Here is a 20,457-nt window from a genome sequence, read left to right as displayed (position 1 = left end):
GGGCCTCCACCTTTGGGCGCGCTCCCCTCCCATGCTTGGAAAAGGGTGGCTCTGGGTGCGGCGCTCGGGAAGGGGTGGAGGGGCGAACGCTTTGCGCGTTCCCCCCTCAGCCGTACGGTCAAATCCTGGAACCGCGGGGACTCACTGGCCCTGTTCGTCACGGCGGCGCTGCCACCGCTGCTCGATCCGGTTCATCATCGAGCGACGCTGTCTCGGTTGTCGCTGGGCGGCCGGGGCCGTGCCCGATGTCGGCTGCTCACCCGGCTTGGGCGCCTTGCGCCACCCTGTGACCGCCAGGACCGCACAGCCCAGCATGACGAGGAATCCCACCACGCTGATCCAGATCTGCTGGGCGACCATTCCGGCCATGAGGAGCGCGATACCCACCAGGAAGCCTGCCACTGCCTGGTAGACCCGTCGCCGGGTGTACGTACGCAGCCCGCTTCCCTCAAGCGCTGTCGCGAACTTGGGATCTTCGGCGTACAGCGCTCGCTCCATTTGCTCGAGCATTCGCTGCTCGTGCTCCGAGAGCGGCACGGAGTCCTCCTAGTCGTCGGTCGCGGGGGGCGACCGCTATGCGGCTCCTTCAAGGATAGGCAGGGAATCGCCCCCGTGAAACCCGCCCTCAACGCCATTTCGCCATTCTGGGCCGACATGTCGGCTCGGTTGTTGAGGCGTTGATTCCCCAACCACCGATCCGTCATGCCGGATGGTGTACACCGATCATACGGCGCCCGGCGCCCCATCGGGGGGCCTGTGGCGCACTCCATGTGCGGCTGCGCCGCTGATCAGCCCGGCGATCACCGCGCGGCCCCCCGCCGGACTCAGTCCCGCTTCTCGCCCAGGACATGGAGCTGGGTGGCCACCGCGTGGAACGCGGGCAGTTCGGCGGCGGCCGCTTCCAGCTTCAGCAGGGCCTCCAGGGCCCCGGGCTGGGTGTCCACCAGGCTGCCGGGGACCAGGTCCGCGAAGACCCGTACACCATGGACGGCCCCGATCCGCAGACCGGCGCCCGCCGCCAGGTCCGTGAGCTGCTCAGCGGTGAAGCGCCGGGGCACCGGGTCGCCCTCGCCCCAGCGTCCCTCCGGGTCGGTGAGCGCCTGCCGGGCCTCGTTGAAGTGCCCGGCGAGCGCCCGGGCCAGCACGGCGCCGCCCAGGCCCGCCGCGAGCAGGCTGAGCGCGCCGTCCGGGCGGAGAGCCTCCACCGCGTTCCGTACGTCCTGCGCCGGGTCGTCCACATACTCCAGGACGCCATGGCACAGCACCGCGTCGAAGCCGCCGCGCTCCACCACGTCGAAGAGCCCGTGAATATCGCCCTGCACCCCGCGGACGCGCTCGGCCACGCCCGCCTCGGCCGCCCGGCGCTCCAGCGCGAAGAGCGCGTTCGGACTCGGGTCGACCACGGTGACCCGATGCCCCAGACGGGCGACGGGCACCGCGAAGCTGCCCGTACCCCCTCCCGTGTCGAGCACGTCAAGGACGTCCGTCCCCGCCACCTTGGCCCGGCGTTCGAGAGCGTCCTTCAGGACCTCCCAGACCACGGCGGTACGGAGGGAGCCGCGGGGGCGCGATGGGGTCTCCCCACCGGCGACAGGGGAACGGTCCGACACGGCAGTTGACTCCTCGGCGCGGTGCCGCCCCGGGCGGCGGGGCGTGGAACGGTGCGGGCTCCGCCCACCCTATTGCCTCGGCCGTCCCCCGGGCTCATCCAGCGGCGCCCCCCTGCCGCGGCTCCTCGGCCGCCGACCGGGGCAGCATCGGCTCCAGCACCAGCAGCCGCTCCACCAGGCGCAGGAACATGGCCGTGTCGCGCAGCAGATCGTCGGCGTCACGGCTGCTCGCCGCGCCCCGTATGCCCGCCTCGGCGCGCGCCCTGCGCTGGGCGCCCGAGGCGAAGAGCGCGCTCCACTCGGTCAGCTCGGGGGCTATCTCGGGCAGGACCTCCCAGGCGCTTCTGATCCGGCGCCGCCCGCGCGGGGTGGTCTCGGGGCGGCCACGGGCCGCGAGCACCGCGGCGGCGGTGCGCAGGGCGGCGAGATGGGCGGTGGCATAGCGCTCGTTCGGAGTGTCCAGAGTGGCCGCCTCGTCGAGTCCCGTACGGGCCTGGGCGAGCAGATCGAGGGCCGCGGGCGGCGCCGAGGCCCGGCGGCGCACGGGGTGGACATCGGTGGGCGGTCCGGTCAGTGAGGGGGCAGGGCCGTCTGTACGAGGCCGGCGCGCGGCACCGGCGTAGGAGCTGGCCATGACGAACCTCCTGTCGTCGTGTGACGGCGCTGTGGCCGTATGTGTCCATCTTGAGGGGCACCACTGACAATCGGCTCTGACCTGCGGTTTTGCTTCGCTCATAGGTTCGGAGTAGTTTTTGCACTGACCGGTCAGTGCAAATAATGACCACCGGTACGACCAGTACGAGGAGGGCACGTGGACAGCGCGGAAGGCAGGCCGGGTGCGGCGCTGGGCGGACAGGGCGCGGCCGTCATCGCCAAGGACTTCGGGGTCAGGGGCCCGCGCGGCTGGGCCTTCCGGCAGGTCCGTATCGACGCCCCGCCCGGCACGGTCGTCGCGATCGAGGGCCCCTCGGGCTCCGGGCGCACCTGTCTGCTGCTCGCGCTCACCGGGCGGATGCGCCCCTCCGAAGGCCGGGCGGAGGTCGGCGGTCTGGCGCTGCCGCGCGCCATGGCCGCCGTACGCCGGATCGCCGCGCTCGGGCATGTCCCCGGCGTCAGCGAACTCGATCCGGCGCTGACCGTCGAGGAGCATCTGCGCGAACGCGCCCTGCTGCGGCGCCGGTTCGGCCAGTCGCCGCGCGCCCTGCTCCGGCCCCGCGCCCTGCTGCACCCCCGCGCCGAACGCGCCGAGCGGGCCGCGGAGAGCCGCGACCGTATCGCCGGCGCCCTGGCAGCCGCCGGGCTCGACACCGCCGCCCTGCCGAAGGGCGTTCGCACCCGCGCGGATGATCTGGAGCGGCTGGAGGCGCTGCGCCTCCATGTCGCCCTCGCCCTGATCGGCCGCCCCCGGCTGCTCGCCATGGACGACGTGGACCTCAAGCTCTCCGACTCCGACCGCGCCGAGGTCTGGCGGCTGCTGCGGTCCGTCGCCGAGCGCGGTACGACCGTCCTCGCCGTATGCAGCCAGGCGCCCGGCGACACGGAAACTGTCGTCCTTCTTAAAGAAGCCGTCCGCCTTAAAGAAGCCGTCCGCGAAGAAGCCGTCCTCCTCGAAAAAGGACATGGAGAAGGACATACGGAAGCGGACGCGAACAAGCCCGACGCCGAGCACGACTCCCGGAAGGAAACGGCCGATGCGCTCGCCGAGACTCGCCGCGCTTGAGCTGAAGCGGTTCGGCAGGGGACGGCTGCCGCGCGCCGCGCTCGTCGCGATCACCCTGCTGCCGCTGCTGTACGGCGCGCTGTATCTGTGGTCGTTCTGGGATCCGTACGGACGGCTCGACCGGATACCCGTCGCGCTCGTCAACGACGACAGGGGCGCCACCGCCGCGGGCCGGCGGATCGCCGCCGGCGACGAGATCACCCAGGGTCTGCGCGACAGTGAGGTGTTCGCCTGGCACGAGGTGAGCGCCGCCGAGGCACGCAGGGGCGTGGAAGACGGCTCGTACTACCTCTCCCTGACCATGCCCGCCGACCTCAGCGCGCGGATCGCCTCCGGTTCCGGCGCGGCACCCGAGACCGGCGCGCTCCAGGTCCGTACGAACGACGCCAACAACTACATCGTCGGCCAGCTCTCCCGGACCGTCTTCGCCGAGGTACGGACCGCCGCGTCGACGCATGTCTCGCGCTCCTTCCTCGACCGGATCTTCATCTCCTTCTCGGACATCCATGACGCCACCGAGAAGGCCGCACAGGGCGCCGACCGGCTCAAGGGCGGTATCGGGCAGGCGAAGAAGGGCTCCAGGGACCTCGCGGCCGGGCTGAAGACCGCCAAGGACGGCAGCGGCGATCTCGCCGGCGGGCTGAAGAAGCTCGACAAGGGCGCGGGCGATCTGGAGACCGGCGCCCGGCAGGTCGCCGAGGGCACCCAGTCACTCGCCGACCAGGTCAACGGCGCGGCCGAGGAGGTACGTCCGTACCTCAAGGACAACGGGAAGACGATCGCAGGATCGGCTCAGTTGGTCGCGGATTCCTCCCGCGCGATACGGGACAACCTCGGCGTCCTCGTCAAGGCCGCGCCCACCGCGGCGGCCGGTGCCCGGCAGGCCTCCGCCGAGCTGAACACCGTCTACAGGACGCACTGTGAGGAGGCACCGGACCCCGACCCCGCCGCCTGCCCGCCACTCGACCGCGCCAGGACGGCCGCAGCCGACGCCTCCAGGGTCGCCGATGACGTCAACACACTGGTGACGGAGAACAACGGCGATCTGAAGGCGCTGGACGGTCAACTCGCCACCCTCCAGAAGGAGGCGACGGCGCTCGCCCGGCGCGCGCCCCGTCTCGACGAGGACCTGGAAGCCGCCGTCACCAAGATCAACGCGCTCAACTCCGGCGCCCAGAAGGTCGCCAGAGGCGCGGACCGGCTGCATACCGGGCTGACAGGTGCCAAGAAGGGCTCCGCCACCCTCGACACCGGTATCGGCGACCTCAGGACCGGCGCGAACTCCCTCGACAGCGGGCTGTTCACCCTCGCCGACGGGTCGGCCGAACTGGCCGGAGGCCTCCATGACGGCGTCGGCGCCATCCCCGACTACGACAAGGCCGACCGGGACCGGCGTACGGAGGTGATGGCCGACCCCGTCCGGCTCGCCTCGCGCTCCCTGCACGCGGCCCCCAACTACGGCACCGGCTTCGCCCCGTACTTCATTCCGCTCTCCCTGTGGGTCGGCGCGATGGTGACCTACATGCTGATCCAGCCGCTCAACCGGCGCGCGCTGGCCGTCGGCGCCTCCGCCGCGCGGATCGCGCTCGCGGGCTGGCTGCCGGCCGCCGCGATCGGACTGGTGCAGGCCGGCGCGCTGCTCTCCGTACTGCACTGGGCGATCGGCCTGGAGATGGCGCACGCCGCGGGTACGGCCGGCTTCCTGGCTCTGGTCACCTGCTGCTTCACCGCGATCGTCCAGTGGCTGGGCGCCCGGTTCGGACCGGCCGGGCGGATCCTCGTACTGGCGCTGCTGATGCTCCAGCTCACCTCCGCGGGCGGCACCTATCCCGTACAGACCAGTCCGGGCTTCTTCGGTGCCGTCCACCCCTTCCTGCCGATGAGTTATGTGGTGGAGGCGCTGCGGCGGCTGATCACGGGCGGCGGACTCGGGCCGGTCGGGCAGGCCTGCGCGGTGCTGGCTGCCTTCACCCTCGGCGCACTGGCACTGACCGCCCTGGCCGCGCGGCGGAAGCAGGTGTGGACCCTGGACCGGCTGCGGCCCGAGCTGAGCCTGTAAGGGCGCTCGTGGGGGCGGTGGGGAGCCGCGAGACCTGTGAGAATCGTCGCCATGGACAGCAGCAGCACTCGCCGCCGGGCCACCCGCCAGAAGCTCTACGAGGCGGCGGTGACACTCATCGCCGAGCAGGGGTTCTCGGCGACGACGGTGGACGAGATCGCCGAACGCGCGGGAGTCGCCAAGGGCACGGTCTACTACAACTTCAAGAGCAAGACGGAGCTGTTCGAGGAGTTGCTGCGGCACGGCGTCGGTCTCCTCACCTCCTCCCTCCAGTCCGCCGCCGACATGACGGCGCGGCGCGGTGGCTCCGGGGTCGAGGCGCTGGACGCGATGATCAGAGCCGGTCTGGTCTTCATCGACCGCTATCCGGCCTTCACCCAGCTCTATGTGGCCGAGCTGTGGCGCACCAACCGGGCCTGGCAGTCGACCCTGCTGGTGGTACGGCAGGAGGCCGTCGCGGTGGTCGAGAGGGTGCTGCGGGAGGCTGTCGGGAACGGCGAGCTGAGCGACGAGATCGACATTCCGCTGACGGCGGCGGCGCTGGTGGGGATGGTGCTGGTGGCGGCGCTGGACTGGCAGGCGTTCCAGCCGGAGCGGTCGATCGACGAGGTGCACGCGGCGCTCTCGCTGCTGCTGCACGGCCGGGTCGGCGGGCGCTGAGGCGGACGGGCGCCGGAGCGGGCGGGCGCCGGCGTACGAAAAGTCCGGCGCGGCTCGGTCCTCCTGAGCCGCACCGGACATCCGTACCCGCTGCCTGCCACCTGCTGGTGCCCGTTGGCACCCGTTTCCCCCTGATACGTGAGCCGGAGAGCCCGAATCCCCGTGATCCCCCGTGGTCCCGGGCCCTCCGTCGTGCGCCCCCGTTCCGTCGGGGGAGCCGCGCCGTTCCGCCGCCCCGTGTCGGCGGTGCCGGCGCCGCACCCCTTCCGTGGTCCCCACTCTCCCGTCCGCGCAGGTGACGCCCCATCCGCGCGCCTACTCAACTCCCCTGCTGAGTACGCGTACTCAGTCCTCCGTACTCGGGCCCACGCCCGTCCCGCGCCGGACCCGGGCTGGATACGATCCCGTCCGTGTCCGTACTCCCCCTGATCTTCACCAGTGGCTGGGCCAGCGGCATCAACGCCTATGCGGTGGTCCTGCTGTTCGGGGTCTTCGGCGCGACCGGGCTGACCGACGAGGTGCCCGAGTCGTTGCAGCGCGCCGATGTCCTGATCGCCGCGGCGGTGCTCTTCCTCTGCGACACGGTCGCGGACAAGATCCCGTACGTCGACTCGGTCTGGGACGCCGTGCACACGGTCGTCAGACCGCTCTCCGGCGCGGTGGTCGGCGCGCTGCTGGCCGGCCAGAGCGGCTCGCTGCCGGAGATCGCGGCCGGCGCGGTCGGGGGCTCGACGGCGCTGCTCAGCCATCTGGTGAAGGCGGGCACCAGGATGGCGGTGAACACCTCCCCCGAGCCGTTCAGCAATATCGCCGTGAGCACGGCCGAGGATCTGGGGGTGGCCGGGATCATCACCTTCGCGGTCTTCCATCCGGTGGCCGCCGCCGTGATCGCGGGCACGCTGCTGGTGCTGGGCATCGCGACCGTGGCCTTCCTCGCCGCCAGGATCCGCCGTTTCCGGCGCCGCCGGGCACAACGCCGGGCGGAGAAACGCCTGGCCGGAGGCGGGATTCCGGCACCGCCGGGATGAACTGTCAGTGGCCCCCGCTAGGGTCCCTGACATGGCACGGATTGTGGTGATCGGCGCTGGGATGGGCGCCATGGCGGCGGCTGCCCGGCTGGCTGTCGCGGGGCACCGGGTGACGGTGTACGAACGCTCGGCGACGTATGGCGGGTCGCTGGGCCGGTTCGAGCTGGACGGGTTCGTGTTCGACACGGGCCCCGGTCTGCTGCACCTGCCCGCGGTCTACCGCGATCTGTTCGTCAAGACCGGCAAGGAGCCGCTGGAGCGGTGCGTCCGGCTCGACCAGGTCGATCCGGCGAGCCGGCATGTCTTCGCCGACGGTACGGATGTGCGGCTGCCGAACGCGTCGCGGGCGGGGGTGGTCTCCGCTCTGGACGCGGCGCTGGGCGCGGGGGCCGGTGAGCGATGGGGGGAGTTCCTGGGGCGGGCCAGGGACGCCTGGGACCGCTCGCGCCGGCCCCTGCTCGAAGAGCCGCTGCGTTCCGACTGGCAGGTGCTAGGGCGCGATCCGTATCCGGCGGTGCGGCAGCGGCGGCTGCTGCGCGGGGCGCGCCGGGCCGCCGACGTCGCGGAGATCGGCGCCTGGGAGCTGGCCGATCCCCGGCTGGCCGCGCTGCTGGACGGGTACGCCCTGTCGTACGGGCTCGATCCGCGCCACACCCCGGCGAGCGCGGCCCTGCTCCCGTATCTGGAGCAGACCTTCGGGAGCTGGTATGTGCGGGGCGGGATGCGGGAGTTGGCCCGTGCGGTGTACGAGCGGTGCCTGGCGCGCAGGGTGGAGTTCGTCTTCGGGGCCGAGGTGACCCGGATCGCCGAGAAGGACGGCGTGGCGACCGGGATCGAGCTGGCCGACGGCACGGTCGTGGCGGCCGACCGGGTCGTGGCGGGCATCGCGCCGGAGCGGTTGGTGGAGCGCGAGCTGTGGGGGGACGGTGAGATACGGCCCCGGAAGCCGGGCGGCGGCGTGGTGCCGGGCCGGTTCACGGTGCTGCTGGCGCTGCGTGGCGCGCGGGACGCGGACGCCGTACACCGGACGGTGGTGCATTCGCCCGACGGCAGCGCGGAGGCGGCCGAGGTCTTCGCGGGCCGGACCGCGCAGCGGCCCACGGTCACGGTGCTGCGGCCGGACGACCCGGGGACGCGGCCCGACGAGGGCCATGAGGCGGTCACGGTCACCGCGACGGTCGCCCCGCACGGCCCGGTCGACTGGGCGGACGGAGCGCTGCGCGAGCGGTACGCGGATGTGCTGGTGGCCGCGGCGGAGGCGGCCGTGCCGGGGATCGCGGACCGGGTGGTACGGCGCGGGATACGGACGCCCGCCGACACCGCCGCGGAGACGGGCGCGGACGGCGGCTCGGTACCGGCGCCCGCGCTGGCCGGGGCGGGCGGCCGGATGCTGCACCCGGCGAACACCACGGGGCTGTCCGGGCTGTATCTGGCGGGCGGCTGGGCGCATCCGGGCGGCGGGCTGGCCCATGCGGGGATGTCGGGGGCGCTGGTGGCCGGACTGATCGTGGAGGGGGCGGACTTCAGGGGTTCGCAGTGAGGCAGGGGAGGCAGCGGTGGAAGGCAGGGGCAGGGCCGACTGGCCTGATGGGGCGTCAGTAGCGGTACTGCTCGCCGTAGTTGGGGTCGTAGCCCGGCTGGTGGGGCTGATCCTCCGGCATCGGCGGGGCCTGGCCGGCCTCGCGCTGCTGCGGGACCCAGACGCCGCCCGGCGGGGTCTCCGCGCCGTACTGCTGGCCGCTGTACGGGTCAGTGTACTGCTGCTGGCCGCCGAAGCTGTCGTACGAGCCGTACTGCTGGCCGCCGTTGGCCGGGTCGGCGGCATACGGGTCGGCGTAGCCGGGGTACTGCTGCTGGCCCGTGTACGGATCGGCGTACTGCTGCTGCGCGTAGACGTCCTGGCCGGCGTAGGGGTCCTGGCTCGCATAGGTGTGCTCGCCGGAGTGGCCCGGGTGGTAGGCGTCCTGGCCCTGGTAGGCGTCGTGCGCCGCGTAACTGCCCTGTTCCGCGTAGCCGCCCTGGTCGGCCGGCTGCTGCTGGTAGCCGGGGTAGGCGTCGTAGCCGCCGCCCCAGCCGTTCGGGTCGGGCGGCTGCTGCGGCCGGCCCTGGCCGCCCGGGTCGTGGGCGGTGGCGTCGTACCCGTTGTAGTCGTTGTAGACGCCGTACTGCCCGGTGTCGTCGGGGAGCGGCTCCGGCTCGTAGACCGCGGTGGAGTCCATGGACGCGGCGACCGGCTCCAGCGGCTCCGGTACTTCGGCCGCCTCCGCCGGTTCGTACTCCAGATCCGTGACCTCCAGGGCCGGGTCGCGGTCGGCGTCCGCCCGGCCGTTGTCCTTCCGGCGGCGGCTGGCCCCCGGACTGCCGCCTATCGCCCAGCCGGTGGAGAACCCGCGGCGGAACGAGAGCGTCACATAGGTCTGGCCGACCGCGAACGCGACCGCGCCCAGGGCGATCACAAAGACGGAGGGCATCAGGACACCGAGGACCACACCCATGAATCCGAAGAAGGCAAGGAGTCGCCATCGCAGTCGCGCCTTGTACTGGAGCAGCACCTCGCCCAGCAGCCACAGGGCCACGATTCCGAATGCGATGTAGAGGACCGTCCAGCCCATGCCCGCCCCTCTCCTGCGGCCACCAGCCCGGGACAGGGCGGGTACGGCCGGTCACGACTGCTCGTGCAGTCCGAGATTCTCGTAGATTTCGAGCGTTGCGGTGGAGTTGTTGAGGGTGATGAAGTGCAAGCCGGGAACACCCTCGGAGAGCAGTCGCGCGCAGAACTCCGTTGCGAACTCGATGCCAATGGAGCGTACAGCGGCGGGATCGTCCTTGACGGAGAGGATCCGCTCTTTCAGTCCGGCCGGGAAGGCAGCGGTGCTCAGCTTCGGCAGCCGCTCCAGCATCCCTACGCTGGTGACCGGCATGATCTCCGGAATGATCGGGGTCGCGCAACCGGCGGCACCGACCCGGTCACGAAGCCTCAGATATCCCTCCGCTTCGAAGAACATCTGCGTGATCGCGTAATCGGCGCCGGCGTGGCACTTGTCCACGAAGTGCCGGATGTCGGTTTCCCAGTCGGAGGAGCGCGGATGCATCTCGGGGAAGGCCGCCACCCCGACGCAGAAGTCGCCGGACTCCTTGATGAGCCTGACCAGTTCGGCGGCATACCGCACACCTTGGGGGTGTTTGACCCACTCCCCCATGGGATCGCCGGGCGGATCGCCCCGTACGGCAAGGATGTTGCGGATCCCGGCATCGGCGTACTGGCCGACCATATTGCGCAGTTCGGCGACGGACTGGCCGACGGCCGTGAGGTGCGCGACCGGGGTGAGTGTGGTGTCGGAGGCGATCCGTTCGGTGGCCCTGACCGTGCCGTCCCGGGTGGAGCCGCCCGCGCCGTAGGTCACCGAGACAAAGCTCGGTGCCACCGCTTCGACCCGGCGCAACGCGTTCCAGAGATTCCGCTCGCCCTTCTCCGTCTTGGGCGCCCAGAACTCGAAGGAGAACGATGCCTTGCCGGTCGCGAGCAGATCACGCACGGTCAGTGCGTGATCCGATCTGGTCGAAGCGGTGCCGGAGGCCATATGGGCAGATTATCGAGGGTGCGGCGGTCACCCAACCGGGCGGGGTCATTTGCCCGGATCAGGACACAATTGCCCTCAAGCCCGTTCCCGTACGCGCTTGGCCAGGGACGCCGTCGCCGCGGCCGGGTCGTCGGCCTCGGTGATGGCCCGTACGACCACGATGCGGCGGGCGCCCGCGTCCAGTACCTGATCGAGATTGGCCGCGTCGATACCGCCGATCGCGAACCACGGCCGGTCCGTGCCCAGCGCCGCCGCGTGCCGTACGAGACCGAGCCCCGGCGCATGGCGGCCGGGCTTGGTCGGGGTGGGCCAGCACGGGCCCGTACAGAAGTAGTCCACACCGGGCTCGACGGCGGCGGCGTCCACCTCGGCCTCGGCATGCGTGGAGCGGCCGATCAGCGGGGCGTCGCCGAGGATCGCGCGGGCGGCGGGGACGGGCAGATCGCCCTGTCCGAGATGCAGCACGTCGGAGCCGATGGCATGCGCCACATCCGCGCGGTCGTTGACGGCGAGCAGCGCGCCATGGCGTCGGCAGGCGTCGGCGAAGACCCGGAGGTGCGCCAGCTCCTCGGCCGCCTCCATGCCCTTGTCCCTGAGCTGCACGATGTCCACGCCGGACGCGAGCACCGCGTCCAGGAACTCCGGGAGGTCCCCCTGCCGCTTGCGGGCGTCCGTGCAGAGATAGAGCCGGGCGTCGGACAGAGACGCGCGCGCGTCGGGCATGGGAGTTCCCCCCGTCGGGTCGGCGGTGTGCGGAGGCGCCCGGTCCTGTCCGGCCGGACAGGACCTGGGCCCGCCGGACGGCTGCCGGGGCGCCGCCGCACACCGCGAGTGATGATGGGTCGATCAGACGGCGAGCGCCTGGGCCCGGCGCTTCACCTCCGTGCCGCGATTCTCCCCGAGCGCCTGCGCGGGCGTGCCCGGCAGGGTCGGGTCGGGGGTGAAGAGCCATTCGAGCATCTCTTCGTCGGTGAAGCCGTCGTCCCGCAGGAGCGTCAGGGTCCCGGCGAGGCCCTTGACGACCTTGTTGCCGTCGACGAAGGCGGCGGGCACCTGGAGCGTCCTGTTCTCGCCCCGGCGTACGGCGATGAGCTGGCCTTCCTTCACCAACTGCCGCACGCGCGTCACCTCGACATCGAGCGCTTCCGCGATGTCGGGCAGGTGGAGCCAGGCGGGGACGAGAGCATCGATCTTTGCGTCAATCTCGGTCACACGACAAGCGTGCCATCCCGGACTGACAGACGCCACGAACCGGCTCCGGCCGGGGCAGCCCGCACGAACCGCCCGCGCCCGGCCCCGCCCGCACGACGGCCCGCCCGCACGGGCCGCGAACAGCAACGCCACCGAAACGTCTCAGAAGCCGCCTCCCCGTCGGTACGCCTCAGAGCACCGCTTTCCGCAGCGGTACGGACGGGTCCGCGGCCAGTGCCGGGTCCAGCCGGGCGCCCGCCTCGATCAGTTTCCGCCCCTGCGCCAGATCGCGGGGCCTGCCGACCGCGAGCAAAGCCACCAGCACCCCGTCCCGCAGCCACACCACCGACCAGGCGGCCTCCGCGGGACCGCCGCGCCACAGCAGGGTGTCCGCCGCCGCGTGATGCCCCGCGTACTGGACGAACCGGCCGAACTGCTCCGACCAGAAGTACGGCACCGGATCGTAGATCTGCTCGCTCTCGCCGACGGCCTGGGCGGCGACCGTACGCGGTCCCTGGAGCGCGTTGTCCCAGTGGTGGACGAGCAGCCGCTCGCCGTAGCGGGCGGAGGGGAAGGACGCGCAGTCGCCGACCGCGTACACATCGGGCAGCGAGGTCGCGAGCCGCTCGTCGGCGACGATCGCCCCGTCCGGGCCCAGCGCGATTCCGGAGCCCGCCAGCCAGTCGGTCGTGGGCCGCGCGCCTATGCCCACCACCACGGCCTCGGCGGAGAGCCGCCGGCCGTCCGCGAGGACCACCGTGCCCGGCTCGACGGCGGCGACCCGGGCGCCAGTGAGCAGTTCGGCGCCGCTCTCCGCGTACCAGTCCGCCATGGGAGCCGCCACCTCGGCCGGGAGGGCACCGGGCAGCGGCCGGTCCGCCGCCTCCACGACCGTCACGGCACACCCGGCCGCGCGGGCCGCCGTGGTGAACTCCGCGCCGATCCACCCCGCGCCGACGACCACGGTCCCGGCCCCCCGGTCCAGCACGGGCCGCAGCGCCTCGGCGTCGTCCAGGGTGCGCAGCAGATGGACACCGGGCGTGGCCGCGGTGCCCGGCAGGGCGACCGGCTCTGCGCCGGTGGCGATGACCAGCAGGCCGTACGGTACGGGCCCGGCCCCGGTGTCGACCTCCCGCGCGGCGGGGCGCAGTCCGGTCACCTCCACGCCGAGTCTCAGCTCGACCCCGAGCGCCGCGAAGTCGATGTCGTACGCCGGGCTGTCCGCCGTGCCCAGCAGCACCGCCTTGGAGAGCGGCGGCCGGTCGTACGGCGGGTGCCGCTCGGCGCCGATCAGGGTGACCGGGCCCTCGTACCCCTTCTCGCGCAGGGCCACGGCGGTCTGCACGCCCGCCATGCCCGCGCCGACGATGACGACGCCCGGCCGCGCGCGATGTGCCCGCTGTGCCGGGAGTTCCCGCTGCCTCTGCTGCTCGCTCACCCGATCACCATATGCAGCCGGTCAACCGCCGGGCGTACCCCGCCGGAGGTTCTCGCGGCTCCGGCGCGGCCTTACCGCGCGGCGGGCCGCGCGTTAGTCTGGCCGGTGACACTACCTCGCGGGAGTCCGGACGCACCGGACTGAGAGGGAGGCTGGAGCGGCCTCCGACCGTACGAACCTGATCCGGGTCATGCCGGCGAAGGGAGGGGCTGGACGCCCATGCAGTCACCCCATCCGTCATCCCATCCGCAGTCACCTCACCGGGGAACGGGGAGCGGTTCCGATGTCCTGGTCATCGGCGGCGGAATCATCGGCCTGGTCACGGCCTGGCGGGCCGCGCAGCGCGGGCTGAGCACCGTCGTCGCCGACCCCGGTCCGGGCGGCGGCGCCGCGCGGGTCGCGGCGGGCATGCTCGCCGCCGTCACCGAACTCCACCATGGCGAGCAGGTCCTGCTCCGGCTCAATATGGCCTCCGCGGAGCGCTATCCGGACTTCGTGGCCGAGCTGGAGGAGGCCAGCAGCCAGGAGACCGGCTACCGCGCCAGCGGCACGCTGGCCGTCGCCCTCGACACCGACGACCGCGCCGAACTGCGCGAACTGCACGATCTCCAGCGCCGCTCGGGGCTGGCCTCCGAGTGGCTCACGGGGCGCGAATGCCGGCGCCTCGAACCGATGCTCGCGCCGGGCGTACGCGGGGGCCTTCGGGTGGACGGCGACCACCAGATCGATCCCCGCCGGCTGGCCGCGGCGCTGGTCACGGCGTGCGAGCGGGCCGGGGTGGTCTTCCACCGGGCCCTGGCCGAACGGCTCTCGGTCGTACGGGACCGGGCCGCCGGCGCCGTACTGACGGGCGGGCGCGTGCTCGCCGCGGACCAGGTGGTGCTGGCCGCCGGCAGTCTGAGCGGGCGGCTGGCGGGCGTGCCGCACGAGATCCGGCCGCCGGTACGGCCCGTCAAGGGCCAGGTGCTGCGGCTGACCGTGCCGCGTCCGTATGCGCCGTTCCTGACCAGATCGGTACGGGCGGTGGTGCGCGGCAGCCATGTCTACCTGGTGCCGCGCGAGAACGGCGAGCTGGTGATCGGCGCCACCAGCGAGGAGCAGGGCTGGGACACCACGGTCACCGCGGGCGGGGTGTACGAATTGCTGCGCGATGCGCATGAACTCGTCCCCGGTATCACCGAGCTGCCGCTCACCGAGACCCTCGCCGGACTGCGGCCCGGCTCGCCGGACAACGCGCCGCTGCTGGGGCCGACCGCGCTGCCGGGACTGCATCTCGCGACCGGCCACTACCGCAACGGGGTGCTGCTCACGCCGGTCACCGGCGATGTGCTGGCCGAGGCGCTGACGACCGGCGAACTCCCGGAACTGGCCCGGCCGTTCACCCCGCGCCGCTTCACCTCCGTACCGCAGGACCTCACCTCCGTACCACGGGAGCTGACCGTATGAGCATCTCCGTCCGGGTGTCCGTCTCCGTGAACGGCGAGGCGCGCGACCTCGCCCCGGGCACCACGCTCGACGTCCTGGTCGCCGCGCTGACCCCCGCGCCCTCGGGTGTCGCGGCCGCCGTCAACGAGATGGTGGTGCCACGGGGGCGCTGGGCCGGAACGGTGCTCGGCGAGGGTGACCGGGTGGAAGTCCTGACCGCGGTCCAGGGGGGCTGAGCGGGGATGGCGGACGACCGGTTCACCATCGGCTCCACCGTGCTGGGCTCCCGGCTGATCATGGGGACGGGCGGGGCGCCGAGCCTCGACGTACTGGAACGCTGCCTGGTCGCCTCCGGCACCGAACTCACCACGGTCGCGATGCGACGCCTCGACCCCACGGTCCAGGGGTCCGTCCTGTCCGTACTCGGCTCCCTCGGCATCCGCGCCCTGCCCAACACGGCGGGGTGCTTCACGGCGGGCGAGGCGGTGCTCACGGCGCGGCTGGCGCGTGAGGCGCTCGGTACGGACTGGATCAAGCTGGAGGTGGTCGCGGACGAGCGGACGCTGCTGCCGGATCCGGTGGAGCTGCTGGACGCGGCGGAGACGCTGGTCGACGACGGGTTCACGGTGCTGCCCTATACGAACGACGATCCTGTGCTCGCCAGAAAACTGGAGGACGTGGGCTGCGCGGCGATCATGCCGCTGGGGTCGCCGATCGGTTCCGGTCTCGGCATCCGCAACCCGCACAACTTCGAGCTGATCGTGGAGCGGGCGGGGGTGCCGGTGATCCTGGACGCGGGGGCGGGTACGGCGTCGGACGCGGCGCTGGCGATGGAGCTGGGGTGCGCGGCCGTGATGCTGGCGTCGGCGGTGACGCGGGCGCGGGAGCCGGTGCTGATGGCGGAGGCGATGCGGCACGGGGTGGAGGCGGGGCGCCTGGCGTACCGGGCGGGCCGGATCCCCCGCCGGCACTTCGCGCGCGCGTCGTCGCCGACGGAGGGAATGGCGACGTGGGACCCGGAGCGCCCGGCGTTCTCGTGACGAGCACCCGGAAACAAGCCCGTCCGGCGATTGAGGACACAGCACAGCAAGCCCGTACGGCGATTGAGGACACAGCACAGCAAGCCCGTACGGCGATTGAGGACATGGGACCGCCACGGCGGCGCGGACGTGGCTCGTAGACTCAAGGGGTGGATACGAGCCTTCAGGATCCCATCGTCGGGCAGGTGCTCGACGGGCGTTACCGCGTGGACGCCCGTATCGCCGTCGGCGGCATGGCCACCGTCTACCGGGCCGTTGACACCCGTCTCGACCGGGTGCTCGCGCTCAAGGTCATGCACCCCGCCCTCGCCGCCGACGTGACATTCGTGGAGCGGTTCATCCGGGAGGCCAAGTCCGTGGCGCGGCTGGCGCATCCCAATGTGGTCGCGGTGTTCGACCAGGGCGCGCAAGGGGCGTACGTCTATCTGGCGATGGAGTACGTCGCCGGGTGCACGCTCCGCGACGTACTGCGCGAGCGGGGCGCGCTCCAGCCACGCGCCGCGCTGGACATCCTGGAGCCTGTGCTCGCCGCGCTCGGGGCCGCGCACCGCGCCGGGTTCGTCCACCGGGACATGAAGCCGGAGAACGTGCTGATAGGGGACGACGGCCGGGTCAAGGTCGCCGACTTCGGCCTCGTACGGGCCGTGGGCGATGTCACCAACACCACCGGCACAGTCCTCGGCACCGTGTCGTATCTCGCGCCCGAGCAGATCGAGTACGGCACCTCCGACCCCCGGGTCGACGTGTACGCCTGCGGGGTTGTCCTCCACGAAATGCTGACCGGCGCCAAGCCGCACTCCGGGGACACCCCCGCGCAGGTGCTCTACCGGCATCTGAACGAGGACGTTCCCGCGCCCTCGGCCGCCGTTCCCGGGCTCGCCGTGGAGCTGGACGAGCTGGTCGCGGCGGCCACCGCCCGTAACCCGGATCTGCGCCCCCACGACGCGGTCGCCCTGCTCGCCAGGGCCCGGGAGGCCCGCGCCACGCTCGGTGACGCGCAGCTCGACGCCGTACCGCCGGGGGCCAGGACCCAGGAAGAGGCCGGGGCGAACCACCGTACGGCCGTGATCCCGCGCCCCGCCGTGCACCGCACCAGCCGGCTGGAGATGCCTCCGCCCGGCCGCCCTGACCGGCCTTCACGCACAGGGTCGTGGCGCGCGCCCCGCAGAGGGGTCGTCGCGGCCGTCGTCGCCGTGCTGCTGCTGTTCGGGGTCGGGGCCGGTGTCTGGTACATCAATTCCGGCCAGTTCACCCGCGTCCCCTCGCTCCTCGGCCAGACCGAGCAGCAGGCCAGGCAGCGGCTCGCCGACGCCGGGCTCGAAGCCAAGGTCGTCAAGGACTTCAGCGACACCTTCGACCGCGGCACGGTCATGCGCAGCGATCCCGCGCCCCGGTCCCGGATCCGCGGCGACGGTCCGGTGACCCTCGTCATCTCGCGCGGCCCGGAGACCGTCCGCGTCCCCGATCTGACGGGCATGCCCCTGGCCCAGGCGCGGCGCGCGCTGACCAGGGCCGGGCTCGCCGCAGGGGTGGTCAGCCGGGAGTTCGACGAACAGACCGCCCAGGGCTCCGTGCTCAGTTCGGCGCCGGAGGCCGGGACCTCCGTACGCCCCGATTCCGGGGTCGCGCTCGTGGTCAGCAAGGGCAGCCCGGTCGATATGCCGGACGTCACCGGGGAGTCCGTGGACGACGCCACCGCCGAACTGGAGGAGGCGGGCCTCAAGGTCAGGATCGCTGCCGTACGGGTGAACTCCCCGGAGGACGAGGGCTCGGTCGCCCGGCAGTCCGCCGCCGAGGGCTCCCAGCTCGCCCGCGGCGACACCGTCACGCTGACGGTCTCCAAGGGCCCGCGGATGATCCCCGTACCGGACGTCGTCGGCGAGACGACCGACAAGGCGAAGAGCCTGCTGGAAGCGGCCGGCTTTGTGGTCGAGGTCGACCGCGGCTTCCCGTTCCTGGACGACACCGTGGCCGAGCAGTCGGTCGACCCCGGCGACGAGGCCCCCGAGAACAGCACCATCACCATCACGACCAAGGGACTCTAGAACTCCATGCGCAACCCTGTCGGCTGCCATGTCCCCGTGGCCGGCGGCCTCGCCACGACGGGTCTGGCGTACGCGCGCGACCTGGATGCCGAGGCCGTCCAGGTCTTCGTCGCCAATCCGCGCGGCTGGGCGACACCCACCGGGAATCCCGCGCAGGACGAACGGTTCCGCGCGGAGTGCCAGGCCGGCGGGATCCCGGTGTATGTGCACGCTCCGTATCTGATCAACTTCGGTTCGCACACCGCGGCGACCGCCGAGCAGTCGGTGGGGTCCCTGCGGCACAGCCTGCGCAGAGGCCGGGCGATCGGTGCGCGGGGCGTGGTGGTGCATACGGGCTCGGCGACCGGCGGCCGTACCCGCCAGGTGGCGCTCGCGCAGGTACGGGAGCGGATGCTGCCGCTGCTCGACGAGCTGACCCATGACGACGACCCGTATCTGCTGCTGGAGTCGACGGCCGGACAGGGCTTCTCGCTCTGCTCGCGGACCTGGGACTTCGGCCCCTACTTCGAGGCGCTCGACTCCCATCCGAAGCTGGGCATCTGCCTGGACACCTGCCATGTGTTCGCCGCCGGGCACGATCTGGCGGGCCCGCACGGGATGCGGCAGACGCTGGATCTCCTGGTGGGTACGGTCGGCGCGGGCCGGATCAAGCTGATCCACGCCAATGACTCCAAGGATGTGGTCGGCGCGCACAAGGACCGGCATGTGAACATCGGGGCCGGGCAGATCGGCGAGGAGCCCTTCCGCGAGCTGTTCTCGCATCCGGCGACCGAAAACGTACCGCTGGTGATCGAGACGCCCGGCGGCAAGGAGGGTCAGGCGGCGGACATACGCCTGCTGAAGAAGCTGCGCGACAGCTGACCGCGCCGAACCGAGCCGATCCGGGCCGGGCCGGGCCGGCGAGTGTCCCGCAGCTCCGGGCCGGTCGCCCACAGGGCTTACAGCTCCGGTCCGTCCCCCGGCAGCTCCTGGTACGAGTAGCGCTGCTCCGCCCAGGGGTCGCCGACATTGTGATAGCCGCGCTCCTCCCAGAAGCCCCGGCGGTCGGCGGTCATGTACTCGACGCCCCGGACCCACTTGGGCCCCTTCCAGGCGTACAGATGCGGTACGACCAGCCGCGCCGGAAACCCGTGCTCGGCGGTGAGCAGCTCCCCGTCCTTGTGGGTGGCGAAAATCGTACGGTCCGACGCGAAGTCGGCGAGCCGCAGATTCGAGCTGTAGCCGTACTCGGCCCAGACCATCACATGCGTCACGGCGGGCCCGGGCGGTGCCAGGTCCAGGATCGTACGGGCCGGTACCCCGCCCCATTCGGAGCCCACCATGCTGAACTTCGTCACACAGTGCAGATCGGCGACAACGGTGGAGAACGGCAGCGCCGAGAACTCCTCATGCGTCCAGCAGCGTTTGTCGCCGTCCGCGGTGGCGCCGAAGACCCGGAATTCCCAGCGGTCCGGCCTGAATTTCGGTACGGGTCCGTAGTGGGTCACCGGCCAGCCGCGCTGGAGGCGCTGCCCTGGTGGCAGCCGGGCCTGATCCGGCTCTCGATGCTCCCGGCTCTCCGGCTGACCCATGCCTTCCATGGTGACAGACGGGTGGGGGTGCTCATGACCAGGTCGGACCGATTCCGGCAATTGCTGATAAGCATGTAGTTATTGGCACCCGTCCGGAAGGAGTCTCCGCGATGCAGGGCGACCCCGAGGTCATCGAATTCCTCAATGAGCAGCTCACGGCCGAGCTGACCGCGATCAACCAGTACTTCCTGCACGCGAAGATGCAGGAGCACTTCGGCTGGACGAAGCTCGCCGCCCACACCAGGGCCGAGTCGTTCGACGAGATGCGCCACGCGGAGCTGCTGACCGACCGGATTCTCTTTCTGGAGGGCCTGCCCAACTACCAGCGGCTCTTCCATGTACGGGTGGGGCAGACGGTGACGGAGATGTTCGCGGCCGACCGCGAGGTGGAGGTGGAGGCGATCGACCGGCTCAAACGCGGGATCGCGGTGATGCGGGCCAAGGCGGACCACACATCGAAGCGGATCTTCGAGTCGATCCTCGCGGACGAGGAGGACCACATCGACTATCTCGACACCCAGCTCGATCTGGTCGGGAAGCTGGGCGAGGCGCTCTATATCGCCCAGGTGATCAAACAGTCCGACAGCCAGGACAGGACCCAGGACAGGATCTAGGGCCTCTCGTTGAACGAAAGACCCTAGGCGGCCTCGGTCAGGACCGCCTCGACCACGGCCAGGGCCTCCTCGGTCAGGGGCGCGGGGGCCTCGGCGGGCTCGCCGAGCAGATCCCGGCGCGGGCAGCCGGCGCCCCGGCCGAGGATCGACTGGATACGGCGTACGCACGAGCCGCAGTCGGTGCCGGCCTTGCTGACCGACGCGATCCGGCGCGGTGTGCACGCCCCCGCGTCCGCGTGCGCCCTCACCTCCGTCTCGGTGATGCCGAAGCAGGAGCAGACGTACACGCGGTTCACCTCCCGGCGGAACGGTCGATCGGGCCACCCCTCCAGTTGGTGAGGTCAGCCTGACCTTACCTTCCATTTCCGGCCAGCAGAAGGCCGGAAAGCGCCGGTGGGGGGGGGGGGGACCCAGACCCGCCCCCCCCCCCCCAAAAACAACCGCCCCTTTCTCCTCCACCCCCTCCCAAAACCAA

The 20,457-nt window shown here is 71.9% G+C and carries 21 protein-coding genes and 1 riboswitch; of the genes, 11 read left to right on the top strand and 10 right to left on the bottom strand.

The annotated features are described in order from the left end of the window. Positions 1–141: 141 nt before the first annotated feature. From ACFU9P_RS10820 to ACFU9P_RS10810, 3 genes are all read right to left on the bottom strand, one after another. Positions 142–537, bottom strand: a complete 396-nt coding sequence (locus tag ACFU9P_RS10820; RefSeq protein WP_046506299.1) for a DUF3040 domain-containing protein — start codon at positions 535–537, stop codon at positions 142–144. 287 nt (positions 538–824) lie between these two features. After that, entirely contained in the window at positions 825–1,610 is a 786-nt protein-coding gene (locus ACFU9P_RS10815) for a methyltransferase (protein WP_376374933.1), read from the bottom strand. Between the two features lie 94 nt (positions 1,611–1,704). Then, a complete protein-coding gene (locus ACFU9P_RS10810; protein ID WP_384078642.1) occupies positions 1,705–2,244 on the bottom strand; it encodes an SAV_6107 family HEPN domain-containing protein in 540 nt (179 codons plus the stop codon). A gap of 177 nt (positions 2,245–2,421) precedes the next feature. Between ACFU9P_RS10810 and ACFU9P_RS10805 the strand changes: the two genes are divergently transcribed. From ACFU9P_RS10805 to ACFU9P_RS10785, 5 genes are all read left to right on the top strand, one after another. Then, on the top strand, positions 2,422–3,330 hold the full coding sequence (locus tag ACFU9P_RS10805; protein ID WP_384078640.1) for an ATP-binding cassette domain-containing protein: 909 nt from the start codon (positions 2,422–2,424) through the stop codon (positions 3,328–3,330). Next, positions 3,302–5,389 carry a YhgE/Pip family protein gene (locus tag ACFU9P_RS10800; RefSeq protein WP_384078638.1) on the top strand — a complete coding sequence of 696 codons (2,088 nt, stop codon included), beginning with the start codon at positions 3,302–3,304 and terminating at the stop codon, positions 5,387–5,389. The genes ACFU9P_RS10805 and ACFU9P_RS10800 overlap by 29 nt, the downstream gene beginning before the upstream one ends. A gap of 51 nt (positions 5,390–5,440) precedes the next feature. Next, the gene (locus tag ACFU9P_RS10795; RefSeq protein ID WP_376374924.1) at positions 5,441–6,049 is read left to right on the top strand and encodes a TetR/AcrR family transcriptional regulator; all 609 of its coding nucleotides are present in this window, start codon (positions 5,441–5,443) and stop codon (positions 6,047–6,049) included. Between the two features lie 410 nt (positions 6,050–6,459). Continuing rightward, positions 6,460–7,077 (top strand): DUF4126 domain-containing protein, encoded by a 618-nt coding sequence (locus ACFU9P_RS10790; RefSeq protein WP_384078636.1) that lies wholly within the window; start codon positions 6,460–6,462, stop codon positions 7,075–7,077. 31 nt (positions 7,078–7,108) lie between these two features. Then, positions 7,109–8,617, top strand: a complete 1,509-nt coding sequence (locus ACFU9P_RS10785; RefSeq protein WP_384078634.1) for a phytoene desaturase family protein — start codon at positions 7,109–7,111, stop codon at positions 8,615–8,617. A 55-nt stretch (positions 8,618–8,672) separates the two neighbouring features. On the opposite strand, the gene ACFU9P_RS10780 is transcribed toward ACFU9P_RS10785, so the two are convergent. From ACFU9P_RS10780 to ACFU9P_RS10760, 5 genes are all read right to left on the bottom strand, one after another. Then, complete coding sequence (locus ACFU9P_RS10780; protein WP_384078632.1) at positions 8,673–9,689, bottom strand: hypothetical protein; 1,017 nt, start codon at positions 9,687–9,689, stop codon at positions 8,673–8,675. Positions 9,690–9,740: 51 nt separating this feature from the next. Then, positions 9,741–10,658 carry a methylenetetrahydrofolate reductase [NAD(P)H] gene (metF, locus tag ACFU9P_RS10775; RefSeq protein WP_384078630.1) on the bottom strand — a complete coding sequence of 306 codons (918 nt, stop codon included), beginning with the start codon at positions 10,656–10,658 and terminating at the stop codon, positions 9,741–9,743. 75 nt (positions 10,659–10,733) lie between these two features. Further along, positions 10,734–11,381 (bottom strand): thiamine phosphate synthase, encoded by a 648-nt coding sequence (thiE, locus tag ACFU9P_RS10770; RefSeq protein WP_384078628.1) that lies wholly within the window; start codon positions 11,379–11,381, stop codon positions 10,734–10,736. Between the two features lie 123 nt (positions 11,382–11,504). Beyond that, on the bottom strand, positions 11,505–11,870 hold the full coding sequence (locus tag ACFU9P_RS10765; protein WP_376374908.1) for an Rv2175c family DNA-binding protein: 366 nt from the start codon (positions 11,868–11,870) through the stop codon (positions 11,505–11,507). Between the two features lie 169 nt (positions 11,871–12,039). Further along, complete coding sequence (locus tag ACFU9P_RS10760) at positions 12,040–13,287, bottom strand: NAD(P)/FAD-dependent oxidoreductase (protein WP_384078626.1); 1,248 nt, start codon at positions 13,285–13,287, stop codon at positions 12,040–12,042. 108 nt (positions 13,288–13,395) lie between these two features. Beyond that, positions 13,396–13,509: riboswitch (TPP riboswitch) on the top strand. Here ACFU9P_RS10760 and thiO point away from each other — a divergent pair. The 5 genes from thiO to ACFU9P_RS10735 all read left to right on the top strand — a co-directional run bounded on the left by thiO (position 13,507) and on the right by ACFU9P_RS10735 (position 18,658). Next, positions 13,507–14,733, top strand: coding sequence for a glycine oxidase ThiO (gene thiO / locus ACFU9P_RS10755; RefSeq protein WP_376374904.1), 1,227 nt, complete (start codon positions 13,507–13,509; stop codon positions 14,731–14,733). Its footprint overlaps the riboswitch before it by 3 nt. Continuing rightward, positions 14,730–14,948: a sulfur carrier protein ThiS gene (thiS, locus tag ACFU9P_RS10750; protein WP_384078624.1), complete on the top strand. Its 219-nt coding sequence runs from the start codon at positions 14,730–14,732 to the stop codon at positions 14,946–14,948. The genes thiO and thiS overlap by 4 nt, the downstream gene beginning before the upstream one ends. 6 nt (positions 14,949–14,954) lie before the next feature. Beyond that, positions 14,955–15,752 (top strand): thiazole synthase, encoded by a 798-nt coding sequence (locus ACFU9P_RS10745; protein WP_376374898.1) that lies wholly within the window; start codon positions 14,955–14,957, stop codon positions 15,750–15,752. Between the two features lie 149 nt (positions 15,753–15,901). After that, a complete protein-coding gene (pknB, locus tag ACFU9P_RS10740) occupies positions 15,902–17,797 on the top strand; it encodes a Stk1 family PASTA domain-containing Ser/Thr kinase (RefSeq protein ID WP_384078622.1) in 1,896 nt (631 codons plus the stop codon). 6 nt (positions 17,798–17,803) lie between these two features. Further along, on the top strand, positions 17,804–18,658 hold the full coding sequence (locus ACFU9P_RS10735) for a deoxyribonuclease IV (protein WP_384078620.1): 855 nt from the start codon (positions 17,804–17,806) through the stop codon (positions 18,656–18,658). A 77-nt stretch (positions 18,659–18,735) separates the two neighbouring features. Here the strand turns inward: ACFU9P_RS10735 and ACFU9P_RS10730 are convergent, their stop codons facing one another. Continuing rightward, positions 18,736–19,368: a sulfite oxidase-like oxidoreductase gene (locus tag ACFU9P_RS10730; protein WP_384078618.1), complete on the bottom strand. Its 633-nt coding sequence runs from the start codon at positions 19,366–19,368 to the stop codon at positions 18,736–18,738. A gap of 110 nt (positions 19,369–19,478) precedes the next feature. Between ACFU9P_RS10730 and bfr the strand changes: the two genes are divergently transcribed. Then, positions 19,479–19,982 carry a bacterioferritin gene (bfr, locus tag ACFU9P_RS10725; RefSeq protein WP_376374888.1) on the top strand — a complete coding sequence of 168 codons (504 nt, stop codon included), beginning with the start codon at positions 19,479–19,481 and terminating at the stop codon, positions 19,980–19,982. 23 nt (positions 19,983–20,005) lie between these two features. Here the strand turns inward: bfr and ACFU9P_RS10720 are convergent, their stop codons facing one another. Further along, entirely contained in the window at positions 20,006–20,269 is a 264-nt protein-coding gene (locus tag ACFU9P_RS10720; protein WP_376374885.1) for a bacterioferritin-associated ferredoxin, read from the bottom strand. Positions 20,270–20,457 lie beyond the last annotated feature (188 nt).

Source organism: Streptomyces sp. NPDC057617, assembly GCF_042800555.1.
Lineage (GTDB): Bacteria > Actinomycetota > Actinomycetes > Streptomycetales > Streptomycetaceae > Streptomyces.
The sequence above is the reverse complement of the archived record's forward strand: the minus strand, read 5'-3'. Positions and strand labels throughout refer to the sequence as shown.